The sequence below is a fragment of the Flagellimonas sp. L-11 genome (genome assembly GCF_056857735.1).
Genome location: NZ_JBSXNR010000071.1, coordinates 44373 through 60950 on the forward strand (window position 1 = coordinate 44373; position 16578 = coordinate 60950).

Here is a 16578-nt window from a genome sequence, read left to right on the forward strand (position 1 = left end):
ACCTCCAATTGAGTCGAATACGCCCATTTTTACACTAAAAAGCAAAGCATGGTTTCCGCAGGTCAAGGGCTTGTGCAGCTTTCTGCCGAAGGAGGGACGTATCCCGCCGTGTGCAGTTATTTTTTCCTTTTAAATGTTTGTATTACATTCTTGATATCTGAAATTGCTTTATCGCTTCCAGTGACGTAAGTGCCAACAAAAAGATAATAACCTCCCTTTTTGTCAAACAAGATAACTTGATACATTTCCTCACTTTCGTCATCATTGTTTTTGGCGAAAAGTTCAAATCCTTTCAGATTGTCAATCTTTACCTCGTTAACCCCTTTATCCTGAATTATAGCATAATCGGCTGGATATTTCTTTAATCTTGCGATACAAAACGATTTTTCGTTTTTAATCTCAACTTTTGCAAATGATTTGTCAGTCAACAAGGTTGCTTTATCGACACTTTCTGTCGGTGTTTTCAAATCTCTGTTGAACAGCATTCCATTTCCAATGACCGTTTTGAATTTTAGAGAGCCGACATTTTCATTAAGTGAATAATTTAGGGCTTCTCTTGGATTGCTTTCCACTTCCGAATCAACAAATGTCGTTAACACGCTTTGCTTTATTTTTTCGCCCAATTGCAGCGAATCCTTTAAGTAAACCCCATTTATTAAAGTACTCGATTTTTCATTTCCGTAGATAAGTATTTGTTTTGAAAAAATCATTCCGTTTGCAGATTGGTCCAATTCAATAAGCAATCCATCAAACCCAGCTACATTGATTTCCTTTTTTGTGTTTAATTCCATTCCTTGTTTTTGCAGCACTTCGGAATCAAACCCTTTTGAAACTTCAAAATAAGGTCCGGGAATTTCCATCGCCACGATCATGGAAGTTTGGTCATTGGGATTTTGGAAACCCTTAAAGTTGCTGGAAGATTCAAATGAAGCCGGTGGAACCATAAAGATATTTGTTCCTTTAATTTGAATATGGTTTACTGACTTTTCTTTTGGTAATTCTTGTCCAAACCCAATTAAAGAAAATGAAAGCAGTAAGGTCGTAATTCTAATTGTTTTTATCATTGATTTTCGTCTTTTTCCAATTGCACACTTTATGAGATAGTTCTGGGATTTCGAAGCTCCAACTTGTCAAACCCTTGCGAATTTGGGTCAATGTACAAAAGTTTAAATTCCCCACATCCCCGGCTTACGTATATTGCGTGTTGGCAACTGACATTTTTTACCATTGCTTTTCTATCTTTCTTAAAGTATCCCTTTCAAAAATTAAACTTACGCGCTCAAGTGGAATAGTATCTTGTCCAAAGTCCATAAACTCAAAGAATCTATGAGTTTTCAATTTGGTTTCAATCTCGGATTTGGTCAAATTAGTTTCGTTAATTATTTCAACCAGAGAATTTAAATCATTCTCCGTATTAGTATATCCATCTCTCATGTAGGTAATTGTCACTCCTTGGTCAAAAATCGAATATAATCCGATTATTATGACAATCAAAAGAGTCAGGATGGAAATCCAAAATGCCAAACGCCACTTGTTCTTAATCATTTTGTCTTAATCTTTATTAATCCATTAATTGCATTTGCTCCATAAATCTCTGAATTCACAGGTCTTTAAATATATTGGATTCCGATTATTTGTTTAAGTTTTATTTCATTAAACCTCTCATAACATTCTCTGTGGTCAATCTGCACATCGTCAATAATCAACACAGGTTCTCCTTTGTCTGGAATGATGTCGGCAGTAGTTTTTAAATTATACTTTTATATTAGCCCGCACATCAAACATTCTGTCACCAACTCAATACTGTTTTTGCAGCCTGTTTTTTTGAGCATGTTCCTTCTGTGAGTGCGCACGGTATAAACGGAAATATCATAAATATTGGCTATTTGCGCATCCCCCAGGCCTTTGGCTAAAAGCCCTACTATGTCTTTTTCCCTTTCGGTCAATTTTTGTGCTATGGTTTCTTGTTCCCTATCTGTATGTCTGGGGTCGAAAATACCTTCCCCCATCGGTACATGCATATAATTTTCCTTTCCGTTAAGGCTAATGAACGACACGGTATCGTTATGCTTTACATTAAGATGGGTAATATCGGTATGTATCCCTAAAATTTGTTGTGCTTTGCCCTTGTTGGAAAGGCTCAGTACCGAAACCTGTATCATCATATCACGCCGTTCCCCACGGTGGTTGACATAAGGGTATGTGTAAACATATTTGTAGTGTAAGCGGTCTTCTTCCGGCAGGAAGCGGTTCAAAAAATCAACCCCCATAGCTTCTTTTGTGGCAATCTGCGGTAAGACCTCCGGGACAACCACTGCCAAAAGCTTTTTCATATCGCTTTCTTCAGGTATTATGCCTATCAGCTCTTTTACACTGGGGGGCATATGTTGTATTCTGAGATTGTACATATCCACGACATAAAAATAGAATTGACCTGGTGAAAACAATGCGGCTAACCGGGCCAGGTGCCCGGGCATTTCATAACGTGAGGGGATTTGTACTTGGTCTAACCACCCTTTTTCCCATACTTTCCATACTTGTTCAACGGCAGTAATGTTATTTTTCATCCAGTGGTTGCTTTGGTCTGGCAAAATAAAAAATGATGTTAAGAATACCTAAAATGAAGTATTTACAAGCTTTTGTTTATGGAGTAGCTTTGGCGTGTTAAAAGTTCTTTCATGAAAAGAGTATTCTTTTTGTTGCATTTGAACAATGAATTTGCTTACGTGGACGATATTCGGGAATTGTTCCCAGAAATGGGAAAATCCTATCTCATAGGCAAGGATAAGAACAGCGCCATAAAGTTTGGATGTATTCCATACCGATGCTTTTATCATGCCCATTAAGATCGAGGACGGAATCCATATGGCCACTGTTGAAGAAATCATTGCCATGAAATTGGAAGTGGTTCAACGAGAGGGACTTAAAAAAGATTTTTGGGACCTCCATGAACTGCTTACCGACTCTGGGATAGGAACTATGCTGCAATTGCACTAACAGCGATACCCCTATGGCCATGATAGGAATTTGATATTACATAACCTAACCAATTTTAAAAGGGCGGATGAGGACTTTGATCCCATTTGCCTCAAGAGAAAGTATTGGGAGTTTATCAAGAAGGATATTAAGGAAGCTGTAGAAATATTTGGTAGCGGAAATACTTGAAATTCCTTCCCAGAGGATATTTTACCCTTGTTGAAAATGTAATGCACTTGCCAATAATCACGAGCAATGGGACATCTTTATCAAGTGTACAAAATAGTATGAGGGTCGGTCTGGATCGCTATGCCCCAATTGAATGGTATTTGGGCTCCAAACGTTTTTCAAAATAAGGTTTAAAGTTGCTTATCATTGGATAGGGCCACCAAACCTTCCTCGTATCTCCAAGAGAATTAATGGAAATATTCTACTTTATAGGAAATAAGTGGAGAAAAAATAAAAAAATGTAGAGGTTTAAAGATTTTTTTATAATTTGTTAACGTTTTTTGGGAATTATTACTATTGGTTTTTTAAGGTAAAAGGATCAATGATTACTTTTCTTTTTGGGAAATTGTCCAACTCCTTGGTTCAATTTTTCCCGTTTAGGGCACTTTTTCGTTTATACAGATTTCGCTCTTATGTACCATTGGAGCGGCTTTGTATTAGGGATGAAAGGATTTGGTCTTAAAAGGTATTGAACAAAACCACGGTTTATTGCTTTTACGAATATCAAATCCTGTAAAATAATGGCGAAAAAATGGATCGAAATAGCTTTAACCATGAACCGTACCTTGTTGAGCAGTTAAAAAAAGGCCGCAAAGAAGCTTATGGCCACCTCTTCCTCTCATACCACAAGGAACTCTGTAATTATCTTACTGCGATTTCAGGAGATTCCGGGGCGTCCGAGGAAATAGCCCAGCAAACTTTTATAAAAATTTGGGAAAATCGCTCCAAACTCCAAGTAGGCAAAGGCAAATTGAAGCGCTATGTTTTTAAGATAGCCTATAATGTGTTCATAGATACCCAACGTAGAAAGAAGAAGGAGTTCCAATTATTGGAAAGCTTAAGGCAGCAAGCCTATTTGGAAATTGCTGAAGTGGACAGTTCCCTTTTTGAGGAACGGCTCAAACGGGTGGAAAAGGAAATAGACAATCTCCCCGAACAATGTAAAAAGGTTTTTATCCTGAGTAAAAAAGAAGGATTGAAATACAAGGAAATTTCCGAACAGCTGCACATATCCATCAAGACTGTCGAAGTGCACATGGCCAGGGCCATGAAACGTCTTAGAGCGGAACTTACCAGCTTTCTTTAACATTGTTCAATATCCTTTTCACAATTCTTCCATATAACATCCAAGCTAAATAGCTGTTTACTTCTCAATAAAAATGTTAAAAAAATAAATTTTTGTAAGGGTTTTTTGAAAATATCCCGTCTCTTAATAAAGTGACAAAATATTTCAGATGACCAAACTTGATATTAGAAGAATAATTACAAGATATATCAACCAAGAAGCTTCTTCGGAAGAATTGGCCATTTTGTACGAATGGGTCCAAAAAGGAAACAATAGGGAGGTCTTTAAAAAATTGGTGCAAGCCGATTTTCTGGTCAATTATGAGGATAGACCGTGGCAGACCGAGGATGCTTTTGAGCATTTCCTCGATGCTATACAAAAGAAAGCGCCTAAGGGGGCAAGGACCTTGAATTTACCAGAAGAGCTTTGGAAGTATGCCGCCATCATTACCATAATGTTAGGTTCTTCCCTGTTTTTTCTATTGACCCAGACCTCACCAGATCCTCTTTCCGATGGCATACAACTGGATACCGATCAGATTACCTTGCAATTGGACAACGGGAAAGTATTTACCATAGACCCGGGAACCGATAAAAGCCTACAAAGCCATAGTGGATCTAGCTTGAAGTCCCTCGTGAAAGGTGGACTGACCCAAGAAGATGAAAAATCCATAGGGAAGAGCACGAAGAACACCATAAGGGTACCCTTTGGCAAAACGCTGACCATGACCCTTGAGGATGGGTCGAGGGTAATGCTCAACTCGGGTTCAAGTTTGATATATCCTTCCAGTTTTGAGGGATTGCAGAACAGAGAGGTTGCCCTTAGTGGCGAGGCATTTTTTGAAATTGCCAAGAACCCGGACCGCCCCTTTATAGTAAATACCAAAAAAATGGTTGCCCGGGTCTATGGGACGGTGTTCAATGTTTCCGCTTATGAAGGTGATGAACGCAATGAAGTGGTCCTGGTAGAAGGTTCCGTGGGGGTTGGAAAGCCTCTCCAAAAAGGGGGTGGGGCACTTCAGATGCTCGAACCTTCACAAAAAGCCTCAAGTTTGGAGGAAACAGGGCAGTTTACGGTTGAGGATGTCGACGTATCCCCCTATATCTCCTGGACCAAAGGGGTTTTGACCTTTCAAAACGAAGCCATGAACAATATCATCAAAAGATTGGAACGCCAGTACAATGTCAAAATCGACAATACCTATAGCGAGCTGGATGAAAGACGGTTTACCGGTATGTTCGATGAGGAAACCATCGACCATGTACTAAGGACAATTCAGGCCCACACCCATTTTAGTTACACGAAAAAAGATGATTTAATAATAATTGAAAAACCCTGATAAACTATAGTGCCCATGAAGTAAAAACCAATAGTCCAAAAAACAATTACTAACTAACTACAAATTTAATTATGAAAAAAACCAAAACAATGCGTGCGTTGGTGCCCAATTTGGGCAAAAACATGATGTACTGCCTTTTTTTGCTGTTCATGTTTGGACAGGTCAGTGCAGCTTCCTGCGCACAGTACGATAAGGTTGCCAAAAGTTTTGATGACACCAAACTGGGTGATGTTTTCGAAACCATTACCAAAACCACCGGGTACAAGTTCTTTTTCGAAGCTTCCGAAGTCGATCTTGACAGAAAAATTTCCATCGTTGGCGAGAACCTATGTGTGGAAGACTTTTTTAAGGAAGTCTTTAAGGATACCGATCTGACCTTCGAAATTATTGCAAGGCAAATTGTCATTAAGAAAAGGAACAGTGCCGCCCTTAAGAATTTGGTTCCCCAACAAAGGACTGGAAATGAAAAACCTCAAACCAATCTTACAGGTCTTGTGTTGGACGAATCCGGGATTCCCCTTGCCGGCGCCAGTGTTGTGGCAAAGGGGACCAGTGTAGGGACTACCACGGATTTTGACGGTAACTTTGAGATAGCCATGCCCATGGGGACCACAATCATCCAAGTATCCTATATAGGGTACAGATCAAAGGAAGTGAACGTATCGGGACAAACTTCCGTAACAGTGACCATGGAAGAGGATGCGGCTGCTTTGGAAGAGGTGGTCGTGGTCGGCTACGGTACCTTGGCCAAAAAGAAGGTGACAGGTTCCGTGGTGTCCGTATCCTCGGAAACCATTACGGAAGTACCTGCACTTACACCGGAAGCAGCGCTTATCGGCCAAGTATCGGGAGTGCAGGTTCAAGAGGTTTCCGGTGAGCCTGGGGCGGCCCCCAATATTAGGGTAAGGGGCTCAGGGTCCATTTCGGCCGGAAATGACCCCTTGTTCGTTGTTGATGGAATACCTATTTCGCGCAACCTGACCTCTTCAAGCCAACTAGGGGGCGTGGCCAATAGACGGTCCACTTTTCAGCCTCCCACCATCAATCCCTTGGCTACCTTGAATCCCAACGACATTGAATCGATCCAAGTATTGAAGGATGCCAGTGCCGCGGCCATCTATGGCTCACGTGGCGGTAATGGAGTGTTGCTCATAACAACGAAAAAAGGATCGAACGGGGATGAGGGAGTCTATTCGTTCGATTCCTATCTAAGCATGCAGTCCGTTGCCAACAAGCTGGATTTGATGAATGCGGAGGAATTGATAGATTTTACCAGGGATGCAAGAAACAATGCATATCTGCAATCGGTTGAGGGAGCCTCCATCGACGACCCGATAGGTCCGGGGGAACGGGGCAATGGAAATTATGAGATGCCCGAATCCTTTTTGAACTGGGATGGGACCGATACGGATTGGCAAGATCTTTTATTTAAAACAGGGGTAGTTCAAAGCTATAATTTTTCATATGCCTCACCAGTTAAAAACAAGACCAGCTTTTATGCCTCCACGGGATACTTTTCCCAGACCGGTATTATTGAAAAGGCAAAATTTGAGCGTTATTCCGTCTTGCTTAATTTGAATTCCCAACTATCGGAAAAGTTGAATTTGGATCTCAGGTTGGCGCCAACGGTGACCGAAAACCAAAGGGTTCCCGCTTCATCCCCCTATTTTGCCACACCTCCGGGTATTGTTTATTCGGGAATCGTGCACTCGCCCACGGTGAGTCCCTATAACCCCGATGGTACCATCAACCAGTTGAACAACCAATCTTATTTGGGCAGTGGGACCACCACTGCAAGTAATCCTTTGGCCATAATCGAGGCAGTGGACGATCAAATTTTCCAATTCCAGACCCGGGGAACCCTTGGGCTTACCTATGATATTCTCCCTGAACTAAGTTTTAAGACCTTTGGAGGGGTGTATATCAACCTGTTCAACCAGGACTTTTATCGTGCCAACACCCTATTATATCGAAATTCGGCGGACGGCAATCCTTACGGGCAGGCATCTTCCTCTACCGAAACCAATTGGTTGTGGGAGAACACCCTTAATTGGAAAAAGGAATTTGGAGACCATTATTTTGATGCGGTTTTGGGATATACCGCCCAGAAAGATAATTTGACCTTGAAACAAGTACTGGCCAATAACTATCCCGATGACTTGGTGCCGACGGTAAGCGGAGGACAGGTTTTTGGAGGGACATCGGTAAAGGAACAGTGGTCTTTGTTGTCCTCCCTCTTTAGGGTAAATTATAGTTACAAGGACAAATACCTATTTACCGGAACATTCCGTTCCGATAAATCCTCAAGGTTTGGCAAAAACAACCAAACGGGCTATTTCCCTTCCTTTTCAATGGGGTGGAGGTTGAACGAGGAATCGTTTCTGAAGGACTCCGAGACCATTTCCGAACTAAAACTAAGGGCAAGCTGGGGTCAAACGGGAAACTTTGAGATTCCCAACTATGGGGCCGTTGGTCTATTGTCGCCCCAAAACTACAACCTAGGGGGAAATGAGATCAACGGATTGGTGCAAAGCACCATTCCCAACCCGAACCTTACCTGGGAGAAATCCGAACAGTTTGATGTAGGTATTGAATTGGGTTTGTTCAATAATAGGGTCTTTCTATTGGCGGATTATTATGATACCAAGACAAGGGACCTTCTATTGAATGTGGCCATATCCTCGGTTTCAGGCTTTGAGACCACTTTGAGAAATCTTGGAGAAGTGCAGAACAGGGGTTTTGAAGTTGCCTTGAGTACTAAAAACTTTGTAGGTGACTTTACATGGAACACCGATGTTAATTTTGCTGCCAATGCCAATGAGGTACTGGCTTTGAACGAGGGCAATGAACCCATCTATTCCTCCGGAAGTGCCGGTGTGAGGCACGTTACCCGTGTCGGCGATCCCATTGGCAGCTACTATGGTTATGTGGTGGACGGCATTTACCAATCCCAAGGGGATATCGATAGTGCACCTTTTGATACCCAGGCACCAGACCCGGCACCGGGCGACTTTAAGTTCAAGGACATTGATGGTGATGGGGAGATAACCCCGGACGATAGAACGGTGACCGGAAGTTATTTTCCGGATTTCACTTGGGGCATCAATAACCGGTTGACCTTTAAAAATATCGATTTCAGCTTTTTGATCCAAGGGGTTGAAGGAAATGAAATCTTGAACCTAACCTCTAGGCACATGAAGAATGGAGAGGCCAATTTTAACTCCTATGCCATATTCAATGAACGTTGGAGGTCTGCATCCGACCCCGGCAATGGATCGATTCCGCGGGCGGACAGGGTGTCCGGTAACCACGGGAACAATAACCGCCCTTCTTCATTCCAGGTAGAGGATGGTTCCTATGTCCGCCTGAGAAATGTGACCTTGGGCTATACATTGCCGACCGAAAAGTTTTTCGGGAGCAAGATTCAAAGACTTAGGTTTTATGTTACCGCTACCAACCTCTTTACCATGACCGATTATCTGGGCTATAACCCTGAGGTCAGTAGTATTACGACGAATAGTTTGACACCGGGAGAAGACTACGGAGCATTCCCTTTGACCAAGTCCTTTACCATGGGTGTAAACCTAAAGTTTTAATCTAAACACGGAAAAAATGAAACGAATTCTATATATCATGCTATGTACGGCCCTTTTTGCCGGATGTAGTGAAGACTTTACCGATCTCGCCCCCATATCCAATAGAAACGAGGCTGATTTTTACAATGCCCCCGAAGACTTCGAGGTAGCTATCAATGCCAGCTATGCCGGACTGCAGAGCACAGGGGTTTATGGTCGCGGTTATTGGACCATGTTCGAGATGCGCAGCGACAATACCGACCAGGGCCCTGATGCCACTGGGCTTGCCCGGCAATATACCGAGATCAATTCCTTTACCGAGGATGCGCTCAATGAACAGATTACCTCTGCCTGGAGCGAGTCCTATAGGGTAATCGCGAATTGCAATGTTATTTTGGACCGTATCCCCTCCATAGCAATGGATGCACCGCTCCAAAACAGGATTACAGGGGAAGCTTTGTTCATCCGTTCCTTGATCTATTACCATTTGGCCATCGGCTTTGGAAATATCCCATTGCAACTTACCCCATATATCAGTGGGGATCAACTGGTGCAGGTCGATGAAATTACCGTTTTGGAACAGTTGGTGACCGATTTGGCCACGGCCGAGGAAAACCTGCCCGTTTCCTACTCAGGTAGCGAGGTGGGCAAGGCGACCAAAGGAGCGGCGGCCACCTTGTTGGCCAAGGTTCACTTGACCCTGGGGAACAATGCGGCAGCGGAAACGGTCCTGCGACGGATCATAGCTGATTATGGGTACGAGTTATTGCCCGATTACGCCGATTTATGGGGAGTTCCCAATGAAAACAACCCGGAATCGATTTTCGAGGTACAGTATATCAGCGGGGGCATCGGACAGGGCAGCCTTTTTACCAATGACTTTTCCCCTAGTACCGATTTGCAAACTGGTTCTGGATTTGGCCGAAACCGACCAACTGTTTCCATGCAGGAAGCTTATGAAGAAGGAGATTTGAGGTACGAGGTTTCCATGGGAGCTACCTATGTGAATTTGGACGGGGAAACCGTGGAGGCCAGGCATATCAGAAAGTACCAATCCGATTTGGCCGTGGAGAACGATTCCGATACCAATTTTGTGGTCTTTCGCTATGCCGATGTATTGTTGATGTTGGCAGAGGCCCTCGGGGAAACACCTGAAAGTTATGATCTGATCAATACGGTCAGGAACAGGGCCGGTCTTGCGGATATCGATGCATCGACACCGGGCACGTTTGAACAAAAACTCTTGCATGAACGAAGAGTGGAACTGGCCTTTGAAAACCATAGGTGGCCCGACCTAAAACGCTTTGGTGCAACAGGCCTGGTCCCCGATGCCGAAGCCTTCATTACAAGTACCCGGCCGTATTTCTTTATTCCACAAAGGGAAATGGATATCAATCCAAATTTTGTGCAAAACTAAAAGCGTTAAACCAGAAAGAAAGTGCATGTTTTCATTCATTAAGTTAGTTTGATCGAGCCCCCTACCATGGATTACCTACTTAGTACTATGCGCCAATCGATCTGATGCTTGTTTGAAACAATGGACCAAAAGCTTGTCCTTGTGATGATAGGCACTACAATTGTAAAATTTTAACAAATCAAATACCCAATAAAATAATGAAAAAATTAATTATGGCCCTTTGTTTATGCGTTGCATTTACAAGCCTTCAGGCCCAACAAAAAAAAGTCTTGAACATTTTGGCCATTGGGGCACATCCCGATGATTGCGATTCGAAATTTGGTGGCACTGCTGCGCTATTTGCCCAAATGGGGCACAAGGTAAAATTTTTGGCCCTTACCAATGGTGATGCCGGTCATTATGCCATGGGAGGGGGCGTTTTGGCCAAAAAACGCAGACAAGAGGCCAAAGATGCCGCCAAAGCTTTGGGAATCGCCGAATATGAGGTGTTGGACAACCATGACGGAGAGCTCTTCCCCACCTTGAACGTTAGGTTGGAAGTGATCCGTAGGATCAGGGACTGGGACGCCGATATTGTTTTGGGCCTTCGTCCAAATGACTATCACCCGGACCATAGGAATGCCGGGTCCGTAGTACAGGATGCGGCCTACATGAACATTGTACCCAATGTAGCTCCCGATACCCCACCTTTAAAAAAGAATCCTGTCTTTCTCTATATGAGCGATCACTTTAAAAAACCATATCCGTTCCAAAAGGATATCGCCGTTGTGATCGATGATGTAATCGATACCAAGGTAAAGGGATTGGCCGCCCACGAATCACAGATGTTCGAATGGTTGCCATGGACCAATGGCGTGGATGTTTCGACCATACCCAAGGGGGAACGGGAACGATTGGCTTGGCTCAAGGATAAGTGGATGAACCGAACTGCCGATGCCCATACCTTGGAAGCTGTCAAAAGATGGTATCCAAACCTCGATGTTTCAAAGGTAAAGCATGTGGAATACTTTGAGATATGTGAATATGGCAAGCAACCCACCGAAGAGGAAATTAAGGAAATGTTCCCCATGTTGGGAGCCAAATAGGAAAATAACCCCCAGGGAGTATCCAAAATCAAACAACCAACCCATTAACTATGGAGACCAGCAAGCCCACGACCAAAAAATACATCCACATTATTGCCTTGGTAATGATCGTATTTTTTGTGATATCCTTCATTACCAATATCCTTAATTCCATTATAGTGGATGTCAAGGAGAGCTTTGACCTGAGCCTTACCTTAACGGGCTTTTTGCCCTTCACGTTCTTTATTGCATATGGCATTATGTCCATACCGGCAGGCTTCCTGTCCGAAAAGTATAGTGAAAGGATATTGCTATCTGTTTCATTTTTGGTCATGGCGCTTGCTTCCCTGGGTTTTGCCTTATTTCCGCAATATGGTGTTTTTAGCATCACCCTCTTCGTATTGGGTTGCTGCATGGCCGTACTTCAGGTCATTATAAATCCCATGTTGCGGGTAGCCGGTGGGGAAGAGCATTTCGCTTTCAACTCCGTACTGGCGCAACTGGTTTTTGGATCCGCCTCCTTCTTAAGCCCTTACCTGTACAAATATTTGGTTAGCAAGGATAACCGAGGGGATACCTTTGCCGAACTATTACGCGGATGGGTGCCACCGGATTTGCCTTGGGCATCCCTATACCTTGTGTTCGCATTAATTTGTTTGGTTTTGTTTATCTATGTCCTTTTTACCACCTATCCCAAGTTTGAGAAAACCGATAAAGAAAAAGCCGGTGATACCAGTTCGTACTGGGATTTATTGAAGAACAAATGGACCGTTCTATATTTTTTGGGAATCTTTTGCTATGTAGGTACGGAGCAGGGTGTGGGAAACTGGATTTCGCAGTTTTTGAGCCAATATCACGGGCTTGACCCACAAACCGTCGGAGCGGATACCGTATCCTATTTTTGGGCCATGTTGACCCTAGGTTGCCTATTGGGATTGTTGCTCTTAAAATTTATGGATAGTCGAAGATTATTGATTTATGCCACATCCATAACAATTATTGGTCTCGTTGTGGCACTTACAGGCTCGGCACAAATGGCATTGATAGGTTTCCCGATGGTAGGGTGCTCCATTTCGGTGATGTACTCCATCATATTTTCTTTGGCCCTCAATTCCGTTAAAGAACACCACGGGTCATTGTCCGGTATTCTTTGTACCGGCATTGCCGGGGGAGCCGTAATTCCATTTATTGTCGGGGGCTTGGGGGAACTTATGTCCTTAAAGTCCGGCATGTTCTTTTTGATTGTCCCATTGATGTTTATCCTATCGATAGGATTTTGGGCCAAGCCTTTGGTGAACAACAAGACCATAAGCTTAAAAAAGGACTAGTGGAAAAAGCAAATAGGGTAGTTTTAGGGGTTGATGTAGGAGGAACCAAGATCAAAGCGGGAAGGGTATTGGGCAAGGAGGTGGTACAAAGCCGTCTTTCCAAAGTAAATCGGGGAGATGCAGCAGATACCACCCTCTCGAAATTATTTCATGCCATTGATGCGGTCCTGACCGACGAGGTTGAAGCTATTGGTATTGGGGTTCCTGCCGTGGTAGACCCGGATTCAGGTGTTGTGTATGATGTACAGAACATCCCTTCATGGGAAGAAGTCCCATTAAAGGCCCTTGTACAAAAGCAATTTGACCTTCCGGTGCATCTGAACAATGATGCCAATTGTTTTGCGCTGGGCGAGCATCACTTCGGGAAAGCAAGGCAATACAAGAATTGCGTGGCACTTTCTTTGGGAACGGGCCTTGGCATGGGCATTATCATAGAAAACAAACTGTACAACGGTGTCCTCTGTGGCGCTGGTGAAGTAGGCATGCTCCCCTACAAGGATGGAATCCTGGAACAATATGCGGGAAGTTTCTTTTTTGAGACGGCATATGGGGCGACTGCCAAAGACCTTTATCAAAAGGCCTTGGATAACAATGCAACTGCATTGACCGCCTTTGGGGAGTATGGGGCACACTTGGGAGAGGCCGTAAAAGCCATTCTTTATTTGTTTGCACCGGAGTCAATTATCCTCGGGGGGTCCATCAGTAAGGCCTATCCTTTTTTCAAGGAAACCCTTCAGGGAGCATTGGATTCCTTTGCCTATCAAAAACAATTAAAAAACTTTAAACTGGAAACTTCGGACTTGATGGATTCACCCATATTGGGTGCAGCCGCACTATGTCTGCAAAGTGAATAATATTTCTATACAAATGAGAATACTAATAACAGTACTGTTAGCCTGTTTACTGCTTAAATCCTGTGCCAAACCTGAAACATTGGGGAAACAACTCAGTATTACGGTGGAGAACAACAAAAAGGGAGCGCCCATTACCTTGGGGATCCCGTTCCCCAAGGGAGCCTTAAATTCCGTTGACCATTTACGGCTATTGACCTCCGATGGAACGGAAATTCCATGCCAGACTACAGAGGTCAGCAATTGGGGACCTGTTGACGATAGTATTAAATGGGTGTGGGTCTTCTTTTTTTCAGAGGATACCCAAGACTATGTTTTGGAATATGGGGACGGTGTTGTTCCAATGGTGCCCAAGGAGAAGATCATCTCAACCAACAATATGAGGCCTCAAGGCGGGATCGATGTAAACACTGGTCCGATATCTTTTTCAATCCATAAAAAAGGCAATGGCTTTTTAGATGAGGTTTTTTTGGATTCCAATAATGACGGAAAGTTTGATACCGAAGAATTAATAGCATCCTCACCAAAAAAGCATAGGGGGTCATTTCTGGATTTATTGGATGATTCGGGAATGGATGCCTCCAAAGCGGTGATCAATGAAGTGTTCAGGGAAAAGGGTTCCGGTCCCATGCATACTATTTTCCGGGTAGAGGGCACCTATACCTACAGCAGGGAGGACAATAATTTATCGCCATTTACCATTTGGTTGCACGCCTATGCAGGAAAGAGCTATATAAAAGTGTTGCACACCATGACCTACACCGGTATTCCGGACAAGCACAAAAAACAGGAGGGTCAACATGCCAATATTGCAACCCAGAACAACAAAATCATCACGGAGCATACTGAAGATGATATGGGATGGACCCAACCCAACGACCGAATAGCCGCCATTGGACTTCAGTTTAAATATCATTTGGATGATAATGTGAACGTTTCAATGCCCCTCTATCAAGGGTCTTGGGAAGACGATGGGGCAAATACGGTATTGGAGGAAGTTGCCGCTAATGGTAAGGCACCGATCCAATTATTGCAAAGGGGACCGGATAGGCGCAAAACCACCAGCTTAAGAAGCCTTTACCTTAACAACTTCAGTAAGGAAGGTGGGAACGAAGAGACCGAAAAGGATTTGGGATTTAAGGCGACCCTCACCAAAGGCGGTGCCCAAGTGGCCCAAGTGCAAAAGGCCAAAGGTTGGGTCAACGTGACCGATGGAAAAAGAGGTGTGGGCCTTGGTATAAAGAATTTTATGAAGGAGTACCCTAAAGGGATAGAGGTCGACCCCGCCAACAAGACCCTTTTGGGAAGTATTTGGCCCAAGGAAAATGGCCCGATGAACTTTGCCAGGCACAATACGGAACCGGACGGGGGCATGCTGGACAATTTTGCGCAAGGTATCACAAAGACCACGGAGTTTGTCTATTATTTCCACGATAATGATGCTGCGGAATCCGTAGGGAAAAAAATGGAATATGTTATCGAAAGTCCCGTCGCGCACGCCACACCCAAGTGGTATACCGACTCAAAGGTTTATGGGAACATGGCACCGGCTTCCAAAACCCATCCAGAGTTTGAAAATGCACTGCAATACAGATTCCAATGGTGGGCCTATAACCAGAAACACGAACCATGGTATGGGATATTCGACTATGGTGATGGCAAAAGTTATTTCTTTAACGGGAAATGGGTGCAATGGACCAATAATGAACCAATGGTCGATTTTATGTTGTGGACCAATTTTATGAGGACAGGTGACCCCGAATATTTCAAATTGGCCCAGGCCATGAGTCGACACACTATGGATGTGGACAATGTCCATTGGCCGAAAAAGCGAACCTATTACGGTGAGGTCAACGATGCCATCGATTTTTGGAACTATGAGGACGAACCGGAATCAACCCCGTATTTGGGGATTGGCCGAAGGCACGCCAACGAACATTGGTACGCATTGCTCAGTGCCCACGTGTGGATACAAGGTTGGATTGCGGATTATTATCTGTCAGCGGACCATCGAGCTTTGGAGGTCGCAAAAATGACGGGTGATACCTATATAAAAAGGATTTGGGGCGAACACGACCTTAGGGGAAGACGCCTGTATTTATCGGTGTTGAACCTGGTCGAACTCTATGATGTCACCAAGCTCCAGAAATACAGGGAAGAACTGGACGAAAGGGTAGGGCTGATGCTGGAACTACAGGAACGACAAGGTGGCAATCTACTGCTTGATCGGTATGGGTATAGCCAAACCTATGTGGCACAGGGTCTATATAAATATCATCAAATAACAGGAAAGGGGAATGTGAAAAAAGCATTGTTGAAACATGCCAGATGGGTTCGTGACGTGCCTCCCTTGAACCACGAAATGGAATCCTATTTAGCGACCATATACCCCTTGTTGCTGGGATATGAAATAAGTGGGGAAAGAAGCTACTTGGACGAAGCCATGGCAAGGGCTGAATTACTTAAAATCGGTGCGCTCCCCAAAAAACCCGAAGCCTATGAATCGGCCAATGAATACAGTGAAGACCTTTTGAAAATATCAAACCTACCCATGAGCAAGGGACGGTTTACCAATTGGCAGACCAATCAAGGCCTTAGGGTATTTGGTTGGACCCATGCCTACAATATACCCTATTTGTTGTATTGGATGGATAGGGAGCCTATGGAACGAGTCCAATGATCTTCAATAGGGGGTGGTGTGCCTTGGCACCGTCCCCTTTTTATTCGTGCACAT

General features: G+C 43.8%; 13 protein-coding genes. 10 read left to right on the plus strand and 3 right to left on the minus strand.

Annotation, left to right across the window (positions count from 1 at the left end; genetic code table 11):
- Positions 1 to 116: 116 nt before the first annotated feature.
- The 3 genes from AC13CC_RS13575 to AC13CC_RS13585 all read right to left on the minus strand — a co-directional run bounded on the left by AC13CC_RS13575 (position 117) and on the right by AC13CC_RS13585 (position 2567).
- Positions 117 to 809 carry a hypothetical protein gene (locus tag AC13CC_RS13575; protein WP_482878277.1) on the minus strand — a complete coding sequence of 231 codons (693 nt, stop codon included), beginning with the start codon at positions 807 to 809 and terminating at the stop codon, positions 117 to 119.
- A 412-nt stretch (positions 810 to 1221) separates the two neighbouring features.
- Complete coding sequence (locus AC13CC_RS13580; protein WP_326279063.1) at positions 1222 to 1545, minus strand: hypothetical protein; 324 nt, start codon at positions 1543 to 1545, stop codon at positions 1222 to 1224.
- A gap of 215 nt (positions 1546 to 1760) precedes the next feature.
- Positions 1761 to 2567 (minus strand): LuxR C-terminal-related transcriptional regulator, encoded by an 807-nt coding sequence (locus tag AC13CC_RS13585; RefSeq protein WP_482877985.1) that lies wholly within the window; start codon positions 2565 to 2567, stop codon positions 1761 to 1763.
- A 111-nt stretch (positions 2568 to 2678) separates the two neighbouring features.
- Here AC13CC_RS13585 and AC13CC_RS13590 point away from each other — a divergent pair, with 111 nt between their 5' ends.
- From AC13CC_RS13590 to AC13CC_RS13635, 10 genes are all read left to right on the plus strand, one after another.
- Positions 2679 to 2846 carry a hypothetical protein gene (locus AC13CC_RS13590; RefSeq protein WP_482877986.1) on the plus strand — a complete coding sequence of 56 codons (168 nt, stop codon included), beginning with the start codon at positions 2679 to 2681 and terminating at the stop codon, positions 2844 to 2846.
- Positions 2836 to 2997 (plus strand): nucleotidyl transferase AbiEii/AbiGii toxin family protein, encoded by a 162-nt coding sequence (locus AC13CC_RS13595; RefSeq protein ID WP_482877987.1) that lies wholly within the window; start codon positions 2836 to 2838, stop codon positions 2995 to 2997. The genes AC13CC_RS13590 and AC13CC_RS13595 overlap by 11 nt, the downstream gene beginning before the upstream one ends.
- A gap of 739 nt (positions 2998 to 3736) precedes the next feature.
- Complete coding sequence (locus AC13CC_RS13600; protein WP_326279067.1) at positions 3737 to 4291, plus strand: RNA polymerase sigma factor; 555 nt, start codon at positions 3737 to 3739, stop codon at positions 4289 to 4291.
- A 148-nt stretch (positions 4292 to 4439) separates the two neighbouring features.
- Positions 4440 to 5609 carry a FecR family protein gene (locus AC13CC_RS13605; RefSeq protein ID WP_326279068.1) on the plus strand — a complete coding sequence of 390 codons (1170 nt, stop codon included), beginning with the start codon at positions 4440 to 4442 and terminating at the stop codon, positions 5607 to 5609.
- Between the two features lie 71 nt (positions 5610 to 5680).
- A complete protein-coding gene (locus AC13CC_RS13610; protein WP_482877988.1) occupies positions 5681 to 9205 on the plus strand; it encodes a TonB-dependent receptor in 3525 nt (1174 codons plus the stop codon).
- A 16-nt stretch (positions 9206 to 9221) separates the two neighbouring features.
- Positions 9222 to 10601, plus strand: coding sequence for a RagB/SusD family nutrient uptake outer membrane protein (locus AC13CC_RS13615; RefSeq protein ID WP_326279070.1), 1380 nt, complete (start codon positions 9222 to 9224; stop codon positions 10599 to 10601).
- Positions 10602 to 10798: 197 nt separating this feature from the next.
- On the plus strand, positions 10799 to 11686 hold the full coding sequence (locus AC13CC_RS13620; protein ID WP_482877989.1) for a PIG-L deacetylase family protein: 888 nt from the start codon (positions 10799 to 10801) through the stop codon (positions 11684 to 11686).
- 50 nt (positions 11687 to 11736) lie between these two features.
- Entirely contained in the window at positions 11737 to 12993 is a 1257-nt protein-coding gene (locus AC13CC_RS13625; protein WP_482877990.1) for an MFS transporter, read from the plus strand.
- Complete coding sequence (locus tag AC13CC_RS13630; protein WP_482877991.1) at positions 12993 to 13847, plus strand: ROK family protein; 855 nt, start codon at positions 12993 to 12995, stop codon at positions 13845 to 13847. Before AC13CC_RS13625 ends, AC13CC_RS13630 begins: the two co-directional genes overlap by 1 nt.
- 13 nt (positions 13848 to 13860) lie before the next feature.
- Positions 13861 to 16524, plus strand: a complete 2664-nt coding sequence (locus tag AC13CC_RS13635; protein WP_482877992.1) for an exo-rhamnogalacturonan lyase family protein — start codon at positions 13861 to 13863, stop codon at positions 16522 to 16524.
- Positions 16525 to 16578 lie beyond the last annotated feature (54 nt).